This window comes from Pseudomonas sp. PIC25, assembly GCF_002286785.1.
Classification (GTDB): Bacteria; Pseudomonadota; Gammaproteobacteria; order Pseudomonadales; family Pseudomonadaceae; genus Pseudomonas_M.
In genome coordinates this window covers 1-19,179 of record NZ_MUJY01000025.1, presented here as the reverse complement: position 1 = coordinate 19,179, position 19,179 = coordinate 1, and the positions used below count along the sequence as shown (strand labels likewise).

Annotated in this window: 23 protein-coding genes, 1 tRNA gene and 1 pseudogene; 13 read left to right on the top strand and 12 right to left on the bottom strand. The window is 65.9% G+C overall.

Annotation, left to right across the window (positions count from 1 at the left end):
• Positions 1-36: 36 nt before the first annotated feature.
• Positions 37-1,779 carry an N-acetylglutaminylglutamine synthetase gene (ngg, locus tag BZL41_RS00795; protein ID WP_095597532.1) on the bottom strand — a complete coding sequence of 581 codons (1,743 nt, stop codon included), beginning with the start codon at positions 1,777-1,779 and terminating at the stop codon, positions 37-39.
• 102 nt (positions 1,780-1,881) lie between these two features.
• Entirely contained in the window at positions 1,882-3,654 is a 1,773-nt protein-coding gene (locus tag BZL41_RS00790) for an N-acetylglutaminylglutamine amidotransferase (RefSeq protein WP_095597531.1), read from the bottom strand.
• A 134-nt stretch (positions 3,655-3,788) separates the two neighbouring features.
• Between BZL41_RS00790 and BZL41_RS00785 the strand changes: the two genes are divergently transcribed.
• A complete protein-coding gene (locus BZL41_RS00785; protein WP_084334512.1) occupies positions 3,789-4,262 on the top strand; it encodes a MarR family winged helix-turn-helix transcriptional regulator in 474 nt (157 codons plus the stop codon).
• A gap of 3 nt (positions 4,263-4,265) precedes the next feature.
• Here the strand turns inward: BZL41_RS00785 and BZL41_RS00780 are convergent, their stop codons facing one another.
• Together BZL41_RS00780 and BZL41_RS00775 are read right to left on the bottom strand one after the other, a co-directional pair.
• Positions 4,266-5,639, bottom strand: a complete 1,374-nt coding sequence (locus BZL41_RS00780) for a dicarboxylate/amino acid:cation symporter (RefSeq protein WP_095597530.1) — start codon at positions 5,637-5,639, stop codon at positions 4,266-4,268.
• 143 nt (positions 5,640-5,782) lie between these two features.
• Complete coding sequence (locus BZL41_RS00775; RefSeq protein ID WP_084334508.1) at positions 5,783-6,262, bottom strand: GNAT family N-acetyltransferase; 480 nt, start codon at positions 6,260-6,262, stop codon at positions 5,783-5,785.
• Between the two features lie 103 nt (positions 6,263-6,365).
• Between BZL41_RS00775 and BZL41_RS00770 the strand changes: the two genes are divergently transcribed.
• Positions 6,366-6,442, top strand: a tRNA-Arg gene (locus BZL41_RS00770).
• Between the two features lie 51 nt (positions 6,443-6,493).
• Here the strand turns inward: BZL41_RS00770 and BZL41_RS00765 are convergent.
• From BZL41_RS00765 to BZL41_RS00745, 5 genes and pseudogenes are all read right to left on the bottom strand, one after another.
• Positions 6,494-6,655: pseudogene (locus BZL41_RS00765) on the bottom strand (MurR/RpiR family transcriptional regulator); the annotation flags it as partial.
• Positions 6,646-7,080 (bottom strand): hypothetical protein, encoded by a 435-nt coding sequence (locus tag BZL41_RS00760; protein ID WP_095597529.1) that lies wholly within the window; start codon positions 7,078-7,080, stop codon positions 6,646-6,648. The gene BZL41_RS00760 and the pseudogene BZL41_RS00765, both read right to left, overlap by 10 nt.
• 10 nt (positions 7,081-7,090) lie before the next feature.
• On the bottom strand, positions 7,091-7,924 hold the full coding sequence (locus tag BZL41_RS00755; RefSeq protein WP_095597528.1) for an enoyl-CoA hydratase/isomerase family protein: 834 nt from the start codon (positions 7,922-7,924) through the stop codon (positions 7,091-7,093).
• Positions 7,921-8,871 (bottom strand): alpha/beta fold hydrolase, encoded by a 951-nt coding sequence (locus BZL41_RS00750; protein WP_256578055.1) that lies wholly within the window; start codon positions 8,869-8,871, stop codon positions 7,921-7,923. The genes BZL41_RS00755 and BZL41_RS00750 overlap by 4 nt, the downstream gene beginning before the upstream one ends.
• Positions 8,872-8,886: 15 nt before the next feature.
• Complete coding sequence (locus tag BZL41_RS00745) at positions 8,887-9,684, bottom strand: crotonase/enoyl-CoA hydratase family protein (protein ID WP_095597527.1); 798 nt, start codon at positions 9,682-9,684, stop codon at positions 8,887-8,889.
• A gap of 162 nt (positions 9,685-9,846) precedes the next feature.
• Between BZL41_RS00745 and BZL41_RS00740 the strand changes: the two genes are divergently transcribed.
• Entirely contained in the window at positions 9,847-10,407 is a 561-nt protein-coding gene (locus tag BZL41_RS00740) for a TetR/AcrR family transcriptional regulator (protein ID WP_095597526.1), read from the top strand.
• 1 nt (position 10,408) lies between these two features.
• Here the strand turns inward: BZL41_RS00740 and BZL41_RS00735 are convergent, their stop codons facing one another.
• Positions 10,409-11,032, bottom strand: coding sequence for a TetR/AcrR family transcriptional regulator (locus BZL41_RS00735; RefSeq protein ID WP_168190901.1), 624 nt, complete (start codon positions 11,030-11,032; stop codon positions 10,409-10,411).
• 99 nt (positions 11,033-11,131) lie between these two features.
• On the opposite strand from BZL41_RS00735, the gene BZL41_RS00730 reads away from it, so the two are divergent.
• A complete protein-coding gene (locus BZL41_RS00730) occupies positions 11,132-11,524 on the top strand; it encodes a cupin domain-containing protein (protein WP_095597524.1) in 393 nt (130 codons plus the stop codon).
• Positions 11,525-11,569: 45 nt separating this feature from the next.
• On the opposite strand, the gene BZL41_RS00725 is transcribed toward BZL41_RS00730, so the two are convergent.
• Positions 11,570-12,220, bottom strand: coding sequence for a gamma-glutamylcyclotransferase (locus BZL41_RS00725; protein ID WP_095597523.1), 651 nt, complete (start codon positions 12,218-12,220; stop codon positions 11,570-11,572).
• 354 nt (positions 12,221-12,574) lie between these two features.
• Here BZL41_RS00725 and BZL41_RS28310 point away from each other — a divergent pair, with 354 nt between their 5' ends.
• From BZL41_RS28310 to BZL41_RS00695, 7 genes are all read left to right on the top strand, one after another.
• Positions 12,575-12,739: a hypothetical protein gene (locus BZL41_RS28310; protein WP_168190898.1), complete on the top strand. Its 165-nt coding sequence runs from the start codon at positions 12,575-12,577 to the stop codon at positions 12,737-12,739.
• 141 nt (positions 12,740-12,880) lie between these two features.
• Entirely contained in the window at positions 12,881-13,300 is a 420-nt protein-coding gene (locus tag BZL41_RS00720; protein WP_095597522.1) for a hypothetical protein, read from the top strand.
• A 73-nt stretch (positions 13,301-13,373) separates the two neighbouring features.
• Positions 13,374-13,688, top strand: coding sequence for a hypothetical protein (locus BZL41_RS00715; protein ID WP_095597521.1), 315 nt, complete (start codon positions 13,374-13,376; stop codon positions 13,686-13,688).
• 10 nt (positions 13,689-13,698) lie between these two features.
• A complete protein-coding gene (locus BZL41_RS00710) occupies positions 13,699-15,114 on the top strand; it encodes a TolC family protein (protein WP_095597520.1) in 1,416 nt (471 codons plus the stop codon).
• Between the two features lie 17 nt (positions 15,115-15,131).
• Positions 15,132-16,541: a multicopper oxidase family protein gene (locus BZL41_RS00705; RefSeq protein WP_095597519.1), complete on the top strand. Its 1,410-nt coding sequence runs from the start codon at positions 15,132-15,134 to the stop codon at positions 16,539-16,541.
• Positions 16,542-16,564: 23 nt separating this feature from the next.
• Positions 16,565-17,071 carry a plastocyanin/azurin family copper-binding protein gene (locus BZL41_RS00700; protein WP_095597518.1) on the top strand — a complete coding sequence of 169 codons (507 nt, stop codon included), beginning with the start codon at positions 16,565-16,567 and terminating at the stop codon, positions 17,069-17,071.
• An 83-nt stretch (positions 17,072-17,154) separates the two neighbouring features.
• Positions 17,155-17,499 (top strand): copper-binding protein, encoded by a 345-nt coding sequence (locus tag BZL41_RS00695; RefSeq protein WP_095597517.1) that lies wholly within the window; start codon positions 17,155-17,157, stop codon positions 17,497-17,499.
• Between the two features lie 236 nt (positions 17,500-17,735).
• On the opposite strand, the gene BZL41_RS00690 is transcribed toward BZL41_RS00695, so the two are convergent.
• On the bottom strand, positions 17,736-18,176 hold the full coding sequence (locus BZL41_RS00690) for a YqaA family protein (RefSeq protein WP_095597516.1): 441 nt from the start codon (positions 18,174-18,176) through the stop codon (positions 17,736-17,738).
• Positions 18,177-18,265: 89 nt separating this feature from the next.
• On the opposite strand from BZL41_RS00690, the gene BZL41_RS00685 reads away from it, so the two are divergent.
• Together BZL41_RS00685 and BZL41_RS00680 are read left to right on the top strand one after the other, a co-directional pair.
• A complete protein-coding gene (locus BZL41_RS00685) occupies positions 18,266-18,604 on the top strand; it encodes a hypothetical protein (protein WP_143517996.1) in 339 nt (112 codons plus the stop codon).
• Between the two features lie 13 nt (positions 18,605-18,617).
• Entirely contained in the window at positions 18,618-18,938 is a 321-nt protein-coding gene (locus BZL41_RS00680; RefSeq protein ID WP_095597514.1) for a four-helix bundle copper-binding protein, read from the top strand.
• The last annotated feature ends 241 nt before the right edge of the window (positions 18,939-19,179 follow it).

Genomic DNA, 19,179 nt, shown 5'->3' with positions numbered 1-19,179 from the left:
CATCCGCTACGGGGACGGATGGCCGGCGAGGCCTTCTCAACTTAGTGTCTGGCTGAGCGGGAACAGCAGGTCGACGAATTTTTCGGCGGTGGGTTGTGGCTCGTGGTTGGCGAGGCCGGCGCGCTCGTTGGCTTCGATGAACACGTAGCGCGGCTGGTCGGCGGCTTCCACCAGCAGGTCCAGGCCGACCACCGGGATATCCAGGGCACGGGCTGCGCGCACGGCAGCATCGGCCAGGGTCGGATGCAACTGCGCGGTCACATCTTCCAAGGTGCCGCCAGTGTGCAGGTTGGCGGTGCGGCGCACGGCCAGGCGGGTGCCTTCCGGCAGCACGCTGTCGTAGTCGTAGCCAGCGGCATGCAGGGTGCGCTGGGTTTCCTCGTCCAGCGGGATGCGGCTTTCGCCGCCGGTAGCGGCTTGCCGGCGCCGGCTCTGGGCCTCGATCAGTGCGCCGATGCTGTGTCGTCCGTCGCCCTGGACCTCGGCCGGACGGCGGATAGCGGCGGCCACCACCTCGTAGCCGATCACCAGGATGCGCAAGTCCAGACCCTCGTGGAAACTTTCCAGCAGCACCCGGCTGTCGAAGCGGCGTGCCGCCTCGATGGCGTGCTCTACCTCTTCCGCAGTGCGCAGGTCCACGGCAACCCCTTTGCCCTGTTCGCCATCCACCGGCTTGACCACGATACGGCCGTGCTCGGCAAGGAAGGCGGCGTTCTCTTCCGCACTGCCGGCCAAGCGCTGCGCCGGCAGTTCGAGCCCGGCCCGGCGCAGGCAGCGATGGGTGAGCAGCTTGTCCTGGCAGAGGGTCATGCTTACCGCGCTGGTCAGGTCGGACAGCGATTCCCGGCAGCGGATGCGCCGGCCGCCGTGGATCAGCGTGAAGATGCCGGCCGCCGCGTCGTCCACCTGTACTTCGATGCCGCGACGGTGCGCCTCGTCGACGATGATCCGCGCGTAGGGATTGAGTTCCGCTTCCGGGCCGGGGCCCATGAACAGCGGCTGGTTGATGCTGTTCTTGCGCTTCACGGCGAAGGTTGGCAGGTCGCGGAAGCCCAGCTTGGCGTAGAGCGCCTTGGCCTGGCGGTTGTCATGCAGCACCGACAGGTCGAGGTAGGACAGCCCACGCGACTGGTAATGCTCGATCAGGTGGCGGACCAACGCTTCGCCGACGCCGGGGCGGGTACACTGCGGGTCCACCGCCAGGCACCAGAGGCTGCTGCCGTTCTCCGGGTCGCCGAAGGCTTCCGCGTGGTTGAGGCCCATCACCGCGCCGACCGACTGGCCGCTGTCGAGGTCCTCGGCCAGCCAGTAGACCGGACCGCCTTCCTCGCGTGGGGTCAGGCGGCGACTGTCCACCGGCAGCATGCCGCGCGTCTGGTAGAGGCGATTGACCCCAACCCAGTCGCCCTCGCTCTGTGCGCGTCGGATATGGAAGCCGCGGAACGGACGGCGCGCCGGGCGGTAGTCGGAAAACCACAGGCGCAGGGTGTCGGAGGGGTCGAGGAACAATTGCTGCGGCGCCTGCGCCAGCACCTGCTGCGGCGCCGCCACGTAGAGCGCGATGTCGCGTTCGCCGGGCCGCTCTTCCAGCAGGTCGGCGGCCAGGCGGGCGGCGTCCGGGTAGGTGTGGCCGATCAGCAGGCGGCCCCAGCCGCATTGCAGGGCCACCGGCTGCCGGGGTTCTTCCTTGCCGTCCTCGGCGAAGCGCGCCTGCAAACGCTGGTAGGACGGTGCCTGTCCGCGCAGCAGGCGCTGGCCGTAGGCCTGGGATTTCTGCATGGCATTCTCCTTTATCGGTGCCGGGCGACCCTTCTGGATCGACCCTGGAACTTCGGGTCCGTTCCTCGCCGGTGTATGGCCGGCGTGTCGTCCGGTCGGGCGTCAAAGCCCGTGTTCGTCGAGCCACAGGTTGAGCGCGGCGAGCTGCCACAGCTTGGAGCCGCGCAAGGGCGTCAACTGGCCGTGCGGGTCGCTGAGCAGCCGATCGATCGCCGCGATCTGGAACAGGCCGCGGTCCTGGCTCGGGTCGAGCAGCAGGTCGCGGACCCAGTCGAGGGTGGCACCTTGCAGATGCTTGAGGCCGGGCACCGGGAAGTAGCCCTTGGGGCGGTCGATGACCTCGGCCGGGATCACCCGCCGCGCGGCTTCCTTGAGTACGTGCTTGCCACCGTCCGGCAGCTTGAAGCGCGCCGGGATGCGCGCCGACAGCTCCGCCACGCGGTAGTCGAGGAACGGCGTGCGGGCCTCCAGGCCCCAGGCCATGGTCATGTTGTCGACCCGCTTCACCGGGTCGTCCACCAGCATCACCGTGCTGTCCAGGCGCAGTGCCTTGTCTACCGCGTCATCGGCGCCGGGACGGGCGAAGTGCGTGCGGACAAACTCGCCGGAAAAGTCGCCTTCGACCCAGCGCGACTCCACGGTCTCGGCGTATTCGGCGAAGTCGCGGTCGCGGAACGCCGCCAGGTAGGCGGCTACCGGGTCGGCGGCGCCATCCACCTGCGGGTACCAGTGATAGCCGGCGAACAGCTCGTCGGCGCCCTGGCCGCTCTGCACCACCTTGCAGTGTCGCGACACTTCGCGGGAGAGCAGGTAGAAGGCGATACAGTCGTGGCTGACCATCGGCTCGCTCATGGCGCGGAACGCCGCCGGCAACTGCTCGATGATTTCCCGCTCGTCGATGCGCAACTGGTGGTGGCGGGTGCCGTAGTGACGGGCGATCAGGTCGGAGTAGTGGAACTCGTCGCCGCGCTCGCCGCCGGCATCCTCGAAACCGATGGAAAAGGTCAGCAGGTTGTCCGCCGCGCCGGCCTCGCGCAGCAGGCCGACCAGCAGGCTGGAATCGACGCCGCCGGAGAGCAGCACACCGACGTCCACCGCGGCGCGCTGACGGATCGCCACGGCTTCGCGCAGGCTGTCGAGTACACGGGTTTGCCAGTCTTCGAAGCCGAGCTGGCGTTCGTCTTCGCGCGGGCCATAGTCGAGTTGCCACCAGCACTGCTGCTCGGCATTGCCCTGGGCGTCGAGGCGCATCCAGGTGGCCGGCGGCAGCTTCTCGATGCCCGCCACCAAGGTATGCGGGGCGGGTACCACGGCGTGGAAACTGAGGTAGTGGTTGAGCGCCACTGGGTTCAGGCTGCGTTCGATGTCTCCGCCTTGCAGCAGCGCCGGCAGGGTCGAGGCGAAGCGCAGCCGCTCGCCGTTGCGTGCCAGGTACAACGGCTTGATGCCGAGGCGGTCGCGGGCGAGGAACAGGCTGCGGCGGTCGCGCTCCCAGATTGCCAGGGCGAACATGCCATTGAGCTTCGGCAGCATGGCTTCGCCCCAGGCGTGATAGGCCTTGAGCAGGACCTCGGTATCGCCGTCGGAGAAGAAGCGATAACCCAGGCCCTCCAGCTCGTCGCGCAGTTCCGGGTAGTTGTAGATCGCGCCGTTGAAGACCATCGACAGGCCAAGGAAGGCGTCCATCATCGGCTGGCCGGAGGCCTCGTCGAGGTCCATGATCTTCAGTCGCCGGTGGCCCAGGGCGACCGGGCCCTGGCTATGGAAGCCGGAGGCGTCGGGGCCACGCGGCGCGAGGTGATGGGTGATGCGTTCGACCGCGGCCAGATCGGCCGGTCGGCCATCGAAACGTAGTTCTCCAGCTATACCGCACATAGGTTCCTTACCGGTGTTGTTTGCCGTTGGGGAGGACAGGCCGTTGAAAAACTGTCTGCGTTTGCCTGCACCTTTTACACCCAAACAAAAAAATGCTTTGATGTCAAAGCTAAATGTTGGATGAAGCGTGCTGTATGTCAGAATTAATAGTTTCGACTGAAACTGAATTGTCATCGATAAAGGGTTTCGAACAGTCCTTGTTCCAGGCCCTGCGGCGCCTGCAGCAGGCGGGCGAGGTGCATGCCAAGCGCCTGGCCCGCTACGGCGGCCTGACGCCGATGCAGTTGCTGGTGCTTCAGGTGCTCAACAGCGAAGGGCGGCTGACCGCCAGTTCGCTGTGCGGCAAGGTCAGCCTGAGCGCGGCGACGCTATCGGGCATGCTCGACCGCCTGGAGGAGCGCGGCCTGTTGCAGCGCCAGCGCGACGACCAGGACCGGCGCAAGCAATGGCTGCATATCAGCGAAGCCGGCCGGGCCCTGTTGCACGAGGCGCCGCCGTTGCTGCCACCGGAGTTCCGCGCCCGTTTCGCCGCGCTGCCGGAGTGGGAGAGGCACGGGCTGACCGCGGCGCTGTTGCGCGCCGCGGAGCTGTGTGGGGATGTGGAGTAGCCGTTATTCGGCCGGAGAGGGACGGAAGGCGGGAGCGCTGTCTGCGGAGGCCGGGCTCGGCTGGTCCACCAGGCCCGAACGCTCGGCCACGGCATAGGTGCAGACCAGGTCGCCGGTGACGTTGTTGCAGGTCTCGAACATGTCGAGGATCGGGTTGATGCCGAGGGCCAGGGCGACGATCACGGCGATCTGCTCCGGCGCCAGGCCCATCGCCTGGAGAATGATGAACAGCAGCATCAGACTGCCGCCCGGCACGCCGCCAGCGCCGATGGAGGCCAACACGGTGGTGAGCACCAGCATCAGCAACTGCGCGGCGCTGAGGTCGACGCCGAAGATGTTGGCGGCGAGGATGGCGAACATCGGCAGGTGCACGCAGACGCCGTCCATGTTGATGGTGGCGCCCAGCGGCAGGGAGAAGGAGGCCAGTTCGTTCTTCACCTTCAGGTCATGCTCGATCACCCGCAGCGACACTGGCAGGGTGGCGGCGCTGGAACGGGTGATGAAGGCAGTGATCATCGGCTCCTGCAGGTACTTGTAGACCTGCAGCGGATTGCGCCGGGTGGAGACCCACAGCAGGGCCGGATAGACCAGCAGCACCATCACCAGAACGCCGGTGATCACGCCCAGGGTGACGTTGACGTAAGGGCCGGCGATGCTCGGGCCGTACAGGCCGAAGTTCACCACGGAGAGGGCGAAGACGCCGACCGGGGTGTATTCGAGAATCCAGTCGACCATCTTGAACACTGCATCGCGCGCCGCTTCCAGGCTGTCGAGCAGACGTTGCACGGCGGCCTTCTGGGTTTCGCCGGCGTCGCCGTCGAGCAGCACGCGCAGGGCCAGGCCGAAGAAGATGGCGAAGACGATGATGGCCAGGAAGTGCCCTTCGGACAATGCATGGAAGGGGTTCTCGAACATGCTCAGCAGCAGGCCCATCGGCCCGGCGTTGCTGTCGGCCTGGGCCACCAGGCTCTCCGCCTCGCCCTTGACGCCACCGACCAGACGCTCCCAGCCGGCCAGGTTGCTGCCTTCGCCGGGGTTGAAGGCGAGCGCCACCAGGGTGCCGATGACGGCGGCGAGGAACGAGCAGAGCAGATACCAGGCGATCACCTTCACGCCGATCTTGCCGAAGCGCGCCAGCGGCAGGCTGGCGGCACCGGTGATCAGCGAGAGCAGGATCACCGGTACCACGATCATCTTCAGCAGGCTGACCAGCAGGCTGCCGAACGGCTGGACGTAGGGGATGATGCGTGCGGTCAGGTCGCTGTCCTGGGTGCCGGCGTACCACAGCCCGATCCCGACCAGGGAGCCGAGCAGGAAGCCGGCGAAGATGCGCATCAACAACGGGGTGCGCAGGTAAGCGGAGAAAACTGCCTTCATGGGGGTTGCCCTCTGACGTGTGGAGGAAGCCACGGCGTCCCGCGGCTGCCGAGCGGACGAAGGCGGATGGGCCCACGCCGCAAAAAAGCGGCGATTCTAACGGGCTGGTCAGTTTCGCGGAAAGCGCAGTGCGTCGAATTCGGTCAGGACAGCGACAACGCCAGGCTGATGCCGTGGGGGCGGTAACCCAGGGCCTCGTAGAAACGGTGCGCGGCCTCGCGGTCGCGGTGGGTGGACAACGCCAGCTTGTAGCAACCCCAGGCGCGGGCGCGCTCGGCGGCTTTCTCCATCAGCGCCCGGCCGACGCCAAGCCCCCGCGCCCCGGCGTCCACCACCACGTCCTCGACCACTGCCGAGCGGGCGAAGTCATGGGCCAGGTGCTCGATCAGGTTCAGGGTACAGGTGCCGAGCAGCTTGCCGTCGCGCTCCGCCACCAGCACTTCGCGACTGGCCGGCAGCTCGGCGAGACGCAGGGCGAGCAGGGTCGGATCGGGGCGCGGGTCCTGTTCGCCGAGCTGTTGCAGCAGGTCGGCCAGCCGGTTGGCATCGCCGGGGCTGGCGGCGCGCACGCTGAAATGAACGAAGGGCGAGTCGGGCAGGGCGCTGGGATCGACGGCAGGCATGGCAGGCTCTCCGTGGGGCAATCGACAGAGTATGGTCGCGCTGCGTGGCGACGGCATGACAAAATCGCTCCCGGTCGCTAACATGCGCCCCCGTTATCGCCGTGTCCCAGTAGCTCAATTGGATAGAGCGTCCCCCTCCTAAGGGGAAGGTTGCAGGTTCAATTCCTGCCTGGGACACCATCTCGTGCAAAAGCCCCGCGCTGCTCAGGCAGACGGGGCTTTTTCGTTTCAGACCAGATGGATGCGCTTGTTGGTGTGCAGCAGGCTGTAGACCAGATAGTGGGCTGCGGCGAAGGAACGGCGCACGCCGACCACGTATATGTTGTCGGCCTTCACCAGCAGTTGTATGGCCTGGCGGAAGGCCTCGTCGTTCAGTTCGTGGCTCAGCCTGTCGCCAGAGAAACGCCACAGGCGAGGGCCACCAGCCCGGCCGGTATGGCCAGCAGGGAGATTCGGTCGATCTGGCGCGACAGGCGAATGACGTCGGACAGATTGTCCCTCGAAGCTGCGGCACGTCGTTGCAGCACCGGGGCGAGGCACAGGAGGTTGCCGGCCACGGCGAGGCTTCCGGCGACGATCTTCAGGGCATAGACGCCTTCGAAGCGACCGGAATCGAACATCAGGATGCCGGTGACCAGGACCAGGCTGAACGCCGGCATCTCGAACCAGAGATCGATCTTCCGGTGCAGTTGCGCCACGCTGAAACCCTGTGCGCGGCTCTGCGCCCGGCTCCGCTCGAGCAGGAACTCCACCGCGACGACGCCAAGCCAGAAGGCCACGGCGAACAGGTGGAGCTGCAGCAACAGGTCCATGCGCATGGTCGCTCCCTCAGTTGCGGACCAGCCCGGGTGTGGCCGGGACATGGCCGGGGATGCGGTCCGGGTGGTCGCGCTCGCGGAAACGGCGCAGCCCCTCCTGGGTTTCGGGCTGGTGGATGGAGCGGTTGAAGCACTCGGCCTCGATGCGCAGCCCTTCGGCCAGCGGCTGCCCGAAGCCACGGATGGCGGCTTCCTTGTCCGAGCGCAGGGCCGGTTGGGGGAGGGTGCAGAGGAAACGGGCCAGTTCGAGGGCGCGGGACAGGGATTGCCCTTTGGGCACGACTTCGTTCACCAGGCCGATGCCCTGCGCCTCTGTGGCGGAGATGACGCGGCCGGTGAGGATCAGCTCCATGGCCCGGCCCAGCCCGACGATACGCGGCAGGCGCTGGCTGCCGCCGTCGGCGAGGCCGATGTTCCAGCGCCGGCAGGTGACGCCGAAGGAGGCATGCTCCTCGGCGATGCGCATGTCGGCGAAGCAGGCCCATTCCAGGCCGCCGGCGTAGGCGGCGCCGTTGACCGCGGCGATGACCGGTTTGTAGACGTCGGTCCAGCGGCTCGGCCCGAGGATGCCGGGCCGTTCGCCGCGGTCGTGCGCGGCGATCTCTTCGGGCGTCGAGGGTACGAGGTCGAAGCCAGCGTCCAGGTCGCCGCCCGCGCAGAAGGCTTGCTCCCCGGTACCGGTGATGATTGCCACCAGGGCGCTGTCGTCCTCCTTGAAGCGGGTCCAGGCTTCGATCAATTCCCGGTGGGTGACGGGGCCGATGCAGTTGCGCTTTTCCGGCCGGTCGAAGCGGATGACACGGACCTGGCCGTGCTCTTCGTAGGCGATCTGGGTGAAGGTCATGGTTGCTCTCCTGTCTTGCCTGTCGAGTGCCAGGTGGGCGCGGGTGTCCGGGGGCTTGCCTTCTGCGGCGGGTACCGCAGCAACCAGTCGAGCATCTCGTCCCAGAGCGGTTGCGCATGGGCGCGGAAGTAGCCCATGTGGCCGATGGGCTCGTCGCCGCGTGCTGGCTCGATGTCGCGGGTGATCAGTGGCGCATTGCAGAACGCCTTGACGAACGCATCGCGGGAGCGGGGCGGGGCCCAGGGATCGTCCGTCGAGGTGGCGAAGATGCAGGGCGTACGAACCTCAGCGTACAGCCCGGCGAGATGGGCCATGTCCGGGTCGTCGAAATAGTAGTGCGGGTAAACGCACCAGCGCTTCCAGTCCTTGTAGACCCCCAGCGGCAGATCGTCGCCCATGCCCAGCAGGCTCCAGGCCATGTAGCCTTTCCAGAGGACGATCGGCGGCAGGACGAAGGTCCACAACAAGCGAGCTTTGATCGCCTCGAGTCTGGGCATCCAGCCGCTCCAGCCGGCACCGCTGCCAAAGGTGTAGCACGCCGCGAGGCGGTCATGGTTGGGCAGGAGGCCGATGGCATGGCCGCCGAACGAGTGACCCACCCAGTACAGCGGCAGGTCTTCCTGGCCCAGCAGGTCGACTACCGCGGCCAGGTCCTGGTAGGCCCAGTCCAGATAGGACATGCGAAAGCCCTTCAGGGTGGCGGGCGCGGATTCCCCGACGCCCCGGTAATCCAGGGTGAGCACGTTGAATCCCCGGTGTGCCGCATGCTCGGCGAAGCGACGGTAGAAACGCTGCGGTACGCCGGTTGCGCCAGCCATGATGAGGTTGCCCCTGGCCTGCCGGGGTGCGGCGTAGCGGTAGGCGGATAGTCGGTAGCCGTCGCGCGCGGTGATGATGAGGTTTTCCGGGGGCATGCTCTGCCGGATTTCGGAGAGGGTGTGCTTCATATTCGACTCTTTTCGTCAGCGGCCTTGGAACACCGGTTCGCGCTTCTGCATCATCGCCATGACGCCTTCGCGGACGTCTTCGCTGCGAATCAGCGTGAAGAGCAGTTCGTTGAGTTGGGACAGGGCCGCATCGTCACCCTGGTCGCGCGCCTGGAAGGCCGACTTCAACGTGGCCTTGATCGCCAGGGGAGCGGCCTTGGCGATGCGCTCGGCGTATTCGAGGGCGCGGGGCAACTCCTGGCCGGGTTCGACCACTTCCGTCAGCAGGCGCATCGCCAGCGCCTGTTCGGCCTCGAAGGTTTCGCCGGTCAGCATGTAGCGCATGGCGTTGGTCCAGCCGGCCGCCTGGGTGAAGCGCACGGTGGAGCCGCCGGACGGCGGAATGCCGCGCAGCACTTCCAGGTGGGCGAAGCGGGCATTGCGGGCGGCGATGGCGATATCGGCGTTGAGCAGCAACTCGATGCCGGCGGTCCAGCAGGTGCCCTGGACGGCAACCACCATGGGTTTGGTCCGGCGCGGCTTCGACACCCCCCAGGGATCGATACCCTCGGCCGGGTAGGCGAAGCCGCCCGAGGCGAGCTTCGGCGTCAGTTCCATCAAGTCGAGCCCGGCGGTGAAGTGATCACCATGAGCGAACAGCACCGCGCAACGCAGCGTGTCGTTGCGTTCGTACTCGCCGATGGCCAGGGACAGGTCGGTGAGCATCGCGCTGTCGAAGGCGTTGCGCTTGCCCGCCCGGTCCAGGCCGATCAGAAAGAGATGTTCGCGCTGTTCTCGGGTGACGCGTCCGGGTCCGCTGTTGGCTTCGCTCATGCTTGTTCTCCTGGGGCGGGTTGAGTCGGCAACTGGGATTGTTCCAGTTACTTACCGATCGTTCGGTTTGAGAAGCTAAACAAACATTCGGTAACCGTCAAATTGAGACGGTATCGCTTATGCCCTAGAATCAACGGCCTTGATCGAAAGCAGGATTCGCCCGTGCGCCCTCCGAAGATTTCCCGCGACGAGCTGCTGTTGCGCTGTGCCAATACCTTCAAACGCCTCGGCTACCACGGCACCACCATGGATGCGCTGTCGGAGGCGTGCGGGCTGACCAAGGCCTCCTTCTACCACCACTACCCGAACAAGGAATCGCTGCTGCGGGACGTGTTGGCGTGGACGCATGAGCGTATCGGCCAATCGCTGTTCTCGATTGCCTATGACGAAAGCCTCGCCCCCCATGAGCGGCTTTCGAAGATGGGGCGCAATGCCGGCAAGCTGTTCCTGGGCGACGCCATCGGTTGCCTGATGGGGGTCGTAGCGGTCGATGCGACCTACGGGAAAAGCGAACTCATGGCGCCGATCCGCCAGTTCCTCGACGACTGGGCCCGCGCACTTGCGCACCTTCATGTCCCCCGGTTCGGGGAAGAAGAGGCAGCCGAATTGGGGCGGCAACTGGTGGCGGATTACGAGGGAGCCATCCTGCTGGCCCGCATCTATGGCGATCCCGCACGCATCGATGTCGTTACCCGGCGTGCCCTGAAGCAGCTCGGCTCCTGAATCAACGCCGGGGCAAGAGGCCCGGTTCACGCTCAAGCAGCAGGTGCAGCTCTTCCCAGATCCGCTCCAGCGGTTCGCTGCTGCGTGCGGCACGGCACAAGGCTACCGAGCCTTCGATAGAGGCGATTATCAGCAGTGCCAGGTTTTCAGCCCGAGCGGGCGGGCTGCCGGCCTCCTGCAATGCGTATGAAATGATCCGCCGCCATTCCCCGAAGATGTCATTGGCCTGATCCAACAATTGTTGTTGGACCTGCTGCTCCTGCTGCGGATCGGCTTCCCGCTGGTCGGAGACATATTTCTCCACCGCCACGGCGAGCACCGCACATCCCGCCTCGAAGCCGCTTTCCTCGAGCACGCGGCGCCACTGCATGACGAAGCGTTCCAACCCCGGCAAGGGCCCGTACTCACGCATCAGCGCCTCCAGGGGGCCGCTGACCTCCTGGCCGGCGTGGTGCACCGCGGCCTCGAGCAACTGGCGCTTGCCGCCGGGGAAGTGGTGGGCAATGGAGCCCCGGGGCGTGTTCGAATGGCGTACGACTTCCCGCATGCTGGTGGCGTGCAGGCCCCAACGGCGCAGCAGATCGGCGGCGCCGATGATCATCTTTTCTCGGGTAGGAATGGTCATTCAGAAAGTTATGCCAACTGTCATAGTGTGGTGTAGTCTCTGCTTCGACTATGCCATTTGTCATAGTCGTTATCCATGACCTTGAGAGGCAGAAACAAGATGACCATACGCCCCGTACTCCCCAATCCCATCGACTCCGTCGCCCGCGCTTCGCTGGATACGCCGGACGGCTGGCTCGAATACCCGTTGGGCGACGACGTGATTTCAGGCAACCCGGAAACCCGGATGAAACTGCTGCGCACGGTGGGTGTGAAGACGCCGCACAAGTCCGTTGCGTTCTTCACCTCGCATCCCGCGACATTCCATTGGCGCTTCGATAACGATGAAGCCTTCGTATTGCTCGAAGGACATATCGCAATCACCATGGACACCGGGGAGCGGATCGAGATGACGGCGGGCGACGCCGTGTCCATTCCCGCCGGGCATACGGGTGTCTGCGAGGTGTATGCGTTCAGCCGCAAATTCACGGTGGTGAGTGGCATGTCCGATTAGCACGCCTCGGTTGGGCCGGCGATGGCCCGCACCTGCCCAAATCCGTCACTCGCTGACGCGTTCGGGGCAGCAGCGGGCCAGGGTCGCTTCCAGATTGAAGTCCGGCATGGCATGGGCGCGCAGGGCGCTGATGGTCTGTTCCACGTAGTCGCGGGTGGTGCCGAAATGTCCGCAGGCGGTGGCGAAGACCCGGCTGAGCACGCTGTCCGGCTGCAAACCGGCATAGCTGGGCAGGTGCCGTTGCAGGACGAAACCGAGTGCGCGTATCCGCGTGCCGTCCTCCAGGCGGCAGTTCAGCCATTCCGGACGGTAGGAGGCATCCGGCATTTCCCGCTGCCAGAGCGCCAGCAGGTGTTCCTCCAGGCCAGCCTCGGGCAGCCGGTAGGCGAAGCCGGAGCAGGAGCCGCCGCGGTCCAGGCCGAGCACCAGGCCGGGGTTTTCCGGCGTGCCGCGGTGCAGCATGGACCACAGGTACAGCCCACGGTGGTAGCCGTGCACCCGTGCGCGCCGGGCTTCCACCGAGGGGCAGGCGGGACGCCAGATCAGCGACCCATAGGCGAACAGCCAGACAGGCCCCGCCCCGCGTTGGCGCATGGTGTTTTCCAGGGATGCCTGCAGCTCGGCGGAGGTGAGTTGCCGGGGCAGCCCGAGTGCCGGTGGGTAGAGCGAACAGGAGAAGGGGACGTGGTCGTTCATGCGAGAAAACTACGGCACGGATGACACTTCAATGACTGCATGAACCACGCCAGCGTCACAGCGGCGCATGACCGTTCGGCGGCTCGCGCTCCCGGCGTCGCCAAGTCGGCCCAAATGGGCGGGGTTATTGCTTCCGATGGTTCTGTCGTCAACGAACCGTCCCTTCGTCGATCGGCATGAATCCACCGACGGCCGTTTGGCTGGAAAAGGCAGTGCCGCTCCCTGAGCGGGTCCATACTTGGATTACGTCCCGGTATCGGATGGCGTTCCAGCGACGCCGCCGCGACGGTACGACGAAGACGCGAAAGGGGCACCCAGGCAGTATCCGGACAGGTTCCGGAAGGAGAATGTGCCATGCAACTTCCTTATTTCGACATCGAGCGACTGCCCGATCCGTTGTCCCGCGCCGAGCCGGACACACGGCAGAAGCATGCGGCCAACGAACCACGACCGTCGCCACGGGTAACGGCCAAGGTCGACCGGGAGCAACCGGGCACCGGGCGGACACGTCCGGAGTGAGGCGGCGTGCCGGCCGTCCCTGCGACGATCCGGTTTGTGGGCGAATGCCGGCGACTCATTACTTTTCTGTCAGGTTTGCCACGAGCCGGGGAAGTCGATGCATAATGCGGCTCATCGTTCGTTGCCGGCCCTGACTGCCCCATGACCCTGACGGCTTCCCTGCGCCTTGCGCTGCTCTGGATACTGATGCTGGCGATGCCCTTCAAGGCCATCGCGGCGGTGTCCATGCCGTTCTGCGGAGTGGGTGAGCATCATCGTGATGCTGTCCAGGCGAGTGCCCCGGCCCACACCCATGGTTCGGAGGCAGGACGCGCGCACGAGCACGGTCGGCCCCAGGCGACTTCCGCCCAGCCGGATTCGCCATCGGCGGGGCATGATGGCCACCTGGCTGGCAATGCTTCCTGTAGCCTCTGCTCCGCCTGCTGCCACGCCAGCATGACCACCACCACGCTGCACAATTCCCCCATCCTGCCCGACGCCCCCCTGGCGATTGTTGCCTTCGTGTCCTTCGCCGGCTTCATCGGCGAAGCGCCCGAGCGGCCCCCGAGAGCTCTCGCCTGAGTCCCGGCGCGCCTGGCGCGCGCCCCTTTTGCCGGCACGAGATCGGCGACCGACCCTTGCGAGAGAGACATTCATGCTTCGTCATGCCTTACCCGGATTGTGGGCGCTGGCCTGCATTCCGCTGTTCAGCCTGAGCACCCCGGTTCACGCCGAGCCGGACCCACGCGACGCCGGCGCCACCGTTCCCGAGGCGGTCTATCGGTCGCCGCTGGCCGATTACCGCCGCTTCGAAGAGCCCGCAGAAGTCGCCGACTGGCGCGTTACCAACGACACCGTCGGCCGCATCGGCGGTTGGCGCAGCTACGCCATGGAAGCCTACCAGGAGGATGCCGCCGAGCCCGAGGCCGGGGCGGAATCCAACGGGCATTCCGGCCATATGCAGCACTGAGGAGCCACCCATGCGTGCATCGAATCCACGCCGCGTCGGTCGCCTTGCGCTGCTCGCCGTGGCCCTGCTCGGCCTCGGGGGCTGTGCCGGTTTCTCGAAGGACGGCGGGTTCTCCAGCGTCGAGCGAACCGTCGGCGAGCGTCTCGACAAAGAGGTTGTCTGGGCCCGTTCGGACAGCGAGCGCGAACAGTTGAAGCAGCGGGTCGGCGACCTGTTGACCAAGCCCCTGAGCGTCGACGACGCCGTGCAGGTCGCCCTGTTCAACAACCCCGGTTTGCAGGCGTCGTTCCATGAGCTGGGCATTTCCGAGGCCGATCTGGTCCAGGCCGGGCGGTTGCCCAATCCCGGCTTCTCCTTCGGTCGCCTGACCAAGGGCGACGAAGTGGAGCTGGAGCGCGGCGTGCACCTGAACGTCGCGCGCCTGATCGCCATGCCCATGACCCGGCGCATGGAGGCCCGGCGCTTCGAGCAGGTACAGCGGGAGACCAGTCTGCGTGTACTCGAACTCGCCGCCGAGACCCGCAAGGCCTACTACCAGGCCGTCGCCGCCGAAGAGAGCCTGCGCTACATGGGTAAGGTCAAGGAGGCTGCCGACGCCAGCGCCGAACTGGCTCGGCGCATGGCCGAAGCGGGGAACTTCAGCAAGTTGCAGCGGGCTCGCGAGCAGAGCTTCTATGCCGACGCCAGCCTTAACCTGGTTCGCGCCGAGCAGGCCCGCACCGCCGCGCGGGAGCGCCTGATCCGGCTGCTCGGGCTGTGGGGCGAGCAGACCGCCTTCCAGTTGCCGGAACGCCTGCCCGACCTGCCGGAGAACGTCGACGAGCTGCCGGATATCGAACGTACCGCCATGGCCAGCCGCCTGGATATCGAAGCCGCGAAGCTCGGCGCCGAGAGCCTGGCGAAGAACCTCGGGCTGAGCAGGACCACCCGCTTCGTCAACGTGCTGGAGCTGGGCGCGGTGCACAACTCTTCCAACGAGGAGCCGACCCAGCGCGGCTACGAGATCAGCGTCGAGCTGCCGCTGTTCGACTGGAGCGGTGCGCGCGTGGCCAAGGCCGAGTCGCTGTACCGGCAGGCCCTGGAACGCACCGCCGAGACAGCCATCAATGCCCGTTCGGAGGTACGCGAGGCCTACTTCGGCTACCGCTCGGCCTACGACATCGCCCGCCATTACCGCGATGAGATCCTGCCGCTGCGCCAACGCATCGCCGAGGAAAACGTGCTGCGTTACAACGGCATGTTGATCGGCGTGTTCGAACTGCTCGCCGACGCCCGCACGCAGATGGCCAGCGTCAACGGCTACATCGACGCCCTGCGCGATTTCTGGATCGCCCGCGCCGACCTGGACATGGCCCTGGTCGGAAAACCCAGCCTGTCCGCTTCCTCCGGCGTCGAGATGGCTGCCGAAGCACCCGCCGGTCATTGAACAGGATTCCGATAACTATGGTTTCACGACGTGATTTCTTCCTCGGTGCCGGCGCCATCACCGCGGCGGCAGCCGCTTCCTCGGTCAGTCGAACGGCGATGGCCGGGCTGCCCGAGATCGTTTCCCAGGGCGGGCCGGATACCCAGCCACCGCTGCAGCCGGAGAACGGCGTGCCGTACCGCCCGGTGGTCACCCTCAACGGCTGGACACTGCCCTGGCGGATGAACAACGGGGTCAAGGAGTTCCACCTAGTCGCCGAGCCGGTGGTTCGCGAGATGGCGCCCGGCTTCAAGGCCCATCTGTGGGGCTACAACGGCCAGTCGCCGGGGCCGACCATCGAGGTGGTGGAAGGCGACCGTGTGCGCATCTTCGTCACCAACCGCCTGCCGGAGCACACCAGCATCCACTGGCACGGCCAGCGTCTGCCGAACGGCATGGACGGGGTTGCCGGACTGACGCAGAAGGCCATCCAGCCGGGCAAGACCTTCGTCTACGAGTTCGTCGCACGCCGGCCCGGCACCTTCATGTACCACCCGCACGCCGACGAAATGACCCAGATGGCCATGGGCATGATGGGCTTCTGGGTGACCCATCCGAAGGCGCCGCATCCGCTGATCGAGGAAGTCGACCGCGACTTCTGCTTCCTGCTCAGCGCCTACGACATCGAGCCGGGCAGCTTTACGCCGAAGATCATGACCATGCTCGACTTCAACCTGTGGGCCTTCAACAGCCGGATCTTCCCCGGCATCGACCCGCTGGTGGTGCGCAAGGGCGACCGGGTACGCATCCGCGTCGGCAACCTGACCATGACCAATCACCCGATCCACCTGCATGGCCACGAGTTCGAGGTCACCGGTACCGATGGCGGCCCGGTGCCGAAGAGCGCACGCTGGCCGGAGGTCACCACCGATGTGGCGGTGGGGCAGATGCGCCAGGTCGAGTTCATCGCCGACGAGGAGGGCGACTGGGCGCTGCACTGCCACAAGAGCCACCACACCATGAACGCCATGGGCCATGACGTGCCGACCATGATTGGCGTGGACCACCGTGGCTTGGCGAAGAAGATCACCGGCCTGATTCCCGACTACATGGTGATGGGCGAACGCGGCATGGCCGACATGGCCGAGATGGAAATGCCGCTGCCGGACAACACCGCGCCGATGATGACCGGCGACGGCCCGTTCGGCTCGGTGGAAATGGGCGGCATGTTCACCGTGCTCAAGGTCCGCGCCGACCAGAAGCCCGGCGACTACCGCGACCACGGCTGGTATCGCCATCCCGAAGGTACCGTGGCGTCCGAATGGCGTGGTGCCCTGGCCGAGCCGACTCGCTCGTCCAGTGCAGGCGGGCAATCGATGCCCCGCCAGCAGGCCTCGCCTGAGGTTGAAGTGAATGTACGCAAGCCCGGTGGGCATACCGATCACTGAACGTGAAAGAGAGAGCAGAACCGATGAAACGAATCCGCAAAATGGTGGCCCCTGCACTGATGCTGGGGGCCTTGGGCGCTGCCGCTCAGGCCCATGCCCATGGTGATCAATCCGGTTCCGGCCATGCCAGACCGGTGGTCAAGGAGCAGAAGGATTGGGGCATCGCCGGCGAACGCAAGGAGGCCGACCGTACCATCGAGGTGAGCATGTCCGACGCCATGCGCTTCAACCCCGACTTCATCAAGGTCAAGGCGGGCGAGACGGTGCGTTTCGTCCACCACAACGACGGCCAGGTGATGCACGAGTTCGTCATCGGCACCAAGCCGGAGCTCGACCAGCACGCCGCGCTGATGAAGAAATTTCCCGGCATGGAGCACGACGAGCCCTACATGGCCCACGTCGCCCCCGGCAAGCGCGGCGAGATCGTCTGGACCTTCAACCGTCCGGGCGAATTCCACTTCGCCTGCCTGATTCCCGGTCACTACGAGGCGGGTATGGTCGGGCGAATCAAGGTCGTGTCTGCCAAATGAATGAGAGGCGGTCGGTGGGTATCCGCCGACCCTGTTTTTTTGACGCGGGGCATCCTGCGCCCGCGAGAAATGGGAGAGAACCGATGAAAGCACTGATGACTGCCGTCCTGCTCGCCGTTGGGCTGGTTCAACCGCTCTGGGTCCAGGCCGCCGAGAGCGTCGACCACTCGGCTCACGCGGGACACATGCAGTTGGCGCAGAACGAGGAGATGAACCAGGGCGAAGTGCGCAAGGTGGACGCCGCGGCGAAGAAGATCACCCTGCGTCACGGCCCGCTCAAGAGCCTGGGCATGCCCCCCATGACCATGGTCTTCCGCGTCCGCGACGCCGCGCTGCTGGACGGGCTCAAGCCGGGCGACAAGGTCCTGTTCCAGGCCGAACAGGAAGGTGGCGCCATCGTCGTCACCGAGATCAAGCCGGCGCAGTGAGGCCTGTTGGGGGGCATCTGCCTGGCGAAACTGCGTCGGGCAGATGAGTTCGCCTCTACACCATGGGACCCATGCAATGCAGGGGCGGATTTATTGTAGGAGCCAACTCTGCTGGCGAAGCCTTTTGCGTAAAGCCTTCGCGATCAGAGCCGCTCCTACAAGGGCACGGCTGCTTTGTAGAGACGGGTTTATCCGCCCAGCGGTGCCTCGAATGAAGAGGTCCCTGTGCACAGCCTTTATCCCCACCCTAGCGTCACCCCCGCCAACACTAGATAGCGCGCCGCTTTGGCCAGGGCGACGATCAAAAGGAAGCTCGGCAGCGGCTCGCGCATGACTCCGGCGATCAGCGTCAGCGGGTCGCCGACGATGGGCAGCCAGCTCAGCAGCAGCGACCAGCGCCCGTAGCGGTGATACCAGCGCTGCGCACGTGCCAATTGTTCCGCATTGGCCGGAAACCAGCGGCGATTGCGATAGTGCTCGATGGAGCGGCCGAGCAGCCAGTTCACCAGCGAACCCAGGGTATTGCCGCCGATTGCCGCGGCGAGGAGCCCGGCGGTCGAGTAGTCCCCACTCAGCAGCAGGACCACCAGCGCCGCTTCCGATTGCGCCGGTAGCAGGGTCGCCGCCACCAGTGCCAGCAGGAACAGGCCCGCGTAAGCGGACAGCTCGCCTAGCACGACCGTTCAGCCATCGAGGAAAACTTCGCCGGAGCCGGGCAGTCCACCCTTAGGTCCGAACCATCGACGGAGGACGGATGCCACCCCGCATGCCGTTGCTCATTATGCTGGTGCTGCTGGCGGGCGTACTGCTGTCCGCCGAGGTGCAGGCGCAGTGCCTGGCGGCGCCACCGTGTCGGGAAGCCCTGGCACACCAGAGCGTCCATCCGACAACGCACCGAGGCGTGCACGCCCTGGCCTGCACGGCAGGTCATTGCTGTCTTGTCGCGGCGATCCCGAACGACACTCCGCCATTGACCGCATCGACGGCGATTTTCGCCGTGCCGGACGAGCCCGTTCACTACGTACCCCCGCATCCCCTGTTGCCGGATCGTCCTCCTTGGGCGCTGGCCGCTGGCATCCATCCACTTACCTCGATGACCGAATGACGGGAGATCCCCCATGAATTTCGATACCTGTATCCAGGCCTGCCGCGATTGCGCCCTGACCTGCGAGAACTGCGCCGCATCATGCCTGCGCGAAGATAACGTGCAGATGATGGCACGCTGCATTCAACTGGACCTCGATTGCGCGGCCATGTGCCAATTAGCGGCGGTGATGATGACCCGGCAGAGCCCCTTCGCCAAGCGCTTCTGCGCTCTGTGTGCGGAGGTTTGCCAAGCCTGTGGCGAGGAATGCGCCAAGCATGAGGCGGGTCATTGTCAGGCCTGCTCCAAGGCCTGCATGAGCTGCGCCGAGGAATGCCGGCGCATGGCGGCCTGAGGCGAGGGCGCGGCGCGGGGGGGGCGCCGCGCCTGGTTGGCCGAGCCGGGCAAATCTGCGGGGCAGTCCGCCGGGTTCGGTCATCGCTCTGTCGGATGAGGACCGGTCCGCTTTTCATCAGACACAAAAAAGCCGGCGCAATGCCGTAATGCTGTTCACTTAAGCGGAGCAGCCTTCCGATCCACTGGATAGCGGGTCTTCGAAATCTTCACCGTCCTGGGCCTTGATGGCCTTGGGCGGT

Bases quoted from the DNA above. Each gene is read 5' to 3' on its own strand.
- ngg (WP_095597532.1), bottom strand. From the start codon at position 1,779: ATGCAGAAATCCCAGGCCTACGGCCAGCGCCTGCTGCGCGGACAGGCA.
- BZL41_RS00790 (WP_095597531.1), bottom strand. From the start codon at position 3,654: ATGTGCGGTATAGCTGGAGAACTACGTTTCGATGGCCGACCGGCCGAT.
- BZL41_RS00785 (WP_084334512.1), top strand. From the start codon at position 3,789: ATGTCAGAATTAATAGTTTCGACTGAAACTGAATTGTCATCGATAAAG.
- BZL41_RS00780 (WP_095597530.1), bottom strand. From the start codon at position 5,639: ATGAAGGCAGTTTTCTCCGCTTACCTGCGCACCCCGTTGTTGATGCGC.
- BZL41_RS00775 (WP_084334508.1), bottom strand. From the start codon at position 6,262: ATGCCTGCCGTCGATCCCAGCGCCCTGCCCGACTCGCCCTTCGTTCAT.
- BZL41_RS00760 (WP_095597529.1), bottom strand. From the start codon at position 7,080: ATGCGCATGGACCTGTTGCTGCAGCTCCACCTGTTCGCCGTGGCCTTC.
- BZL41_RS00755 (WP_095597528.1), bottom strand. From the start codon at position 7,924: ATGACCTTCACCCAGATCGCCTACGAAGAGCACGGCCAGGTCCGTGTC.
- BZL41_RS00750 (WP_256578055.1), bottom strand. From the start codon at position 8,871: ATGAAGCACACCCTCTCCGAAATCCGGCAGAGCATGCCCCCGGAAAAC.
- BZL41_RS00745 (WP_095597527.1), bottom strand. From the start codon at position 9,684: ATGAGCGAAGCCAACAGCGGACCCGGACGCGTCACCCGAGAACAGCGC.
- BZL41_RS00735 (WP_168190901.1), bottom strand. From the start codon at position 11,032: ATGACCATTCCTACCCGAGAAAAGATGATCATCGGCGCCGCCGATCTG.
- BZL41_RS00730 (WP_095597524.1), top strand. From the start codon at position 11,132: ATGACCATACGCCCCGTACTCCCCAATCCCATCGACTCCGTCGCCCGC.
- BZL41_RS00725 (WP_095597523.1), bottom strand. From the start codon at position 12,220: ATGAACGACCACGTCCCCTTCTCCTGTTCGCTCTACCCACCGGCACTC.
- BZL41_RS28310 (WP_168190898.1), top strand. From the start codon at position 12,575: ATGCAACTTCCTTATTTCGACATCGAGCGACTGCCCGATCCGTTGTCC.
- BZL41_RS00720 (WP_095597522.1), top strand. From the start codon at position 12,881: ATGACCCTGACGGCTTCCCTGCGCCTTGCGCTGCTCTGGATACTGATG.
- BZL41_RS00715 (WP_095597521.1), top strand. From the start codon at position 13,374: ATGCTTCGTCATGCCTTACCCGGATTGTGGGCGCTGGCCTGCATTCCG.
- BZL41_RS00710 (WP_095597520.1), top strand. From the start codon at position 13,699: ATGCGTGCATCGAATCCACGCCGCGTCGGTCGCCTTGCGCTGCTCGCC.
- BZL41_RS00705 (WP_095597519.1), top strand. From the start codon at position 15,132: ATGGTTTCACGACGTGATTTCTTCCTCGGTGCCGGCGCCATCACCGCG.
- BZL41_RS00700 (WP_095597518.1), top strand. From the start codon at position 16,565: ATGAAACGAATCCGCAAAATGGTGGCCCCTGCACTGATGCTGGGGGCC.
- BZL41_RS00695 (WP_095597517.1), top strand. From the start codon at position 17,155: ATGAAAGCACTGATGACTGCCGTCCTGCTCGCCGTTGGGCTGGTTCAA.
- BZL41_RS00685 (WP_143517996.1), top strand. From the start codon at position 18,266: ATGCCGTTGCTCATTATGCTGGTGCTGCTGGCGGGCGTACTGCTGTCC.
- BZL41_RS00680 (WP_095597514.1), top strand. From the start codon at position 18,618: ATGAATTTCGATACCTGTATCCAGGCCTGCCGCGATTGCGCCCTGACC.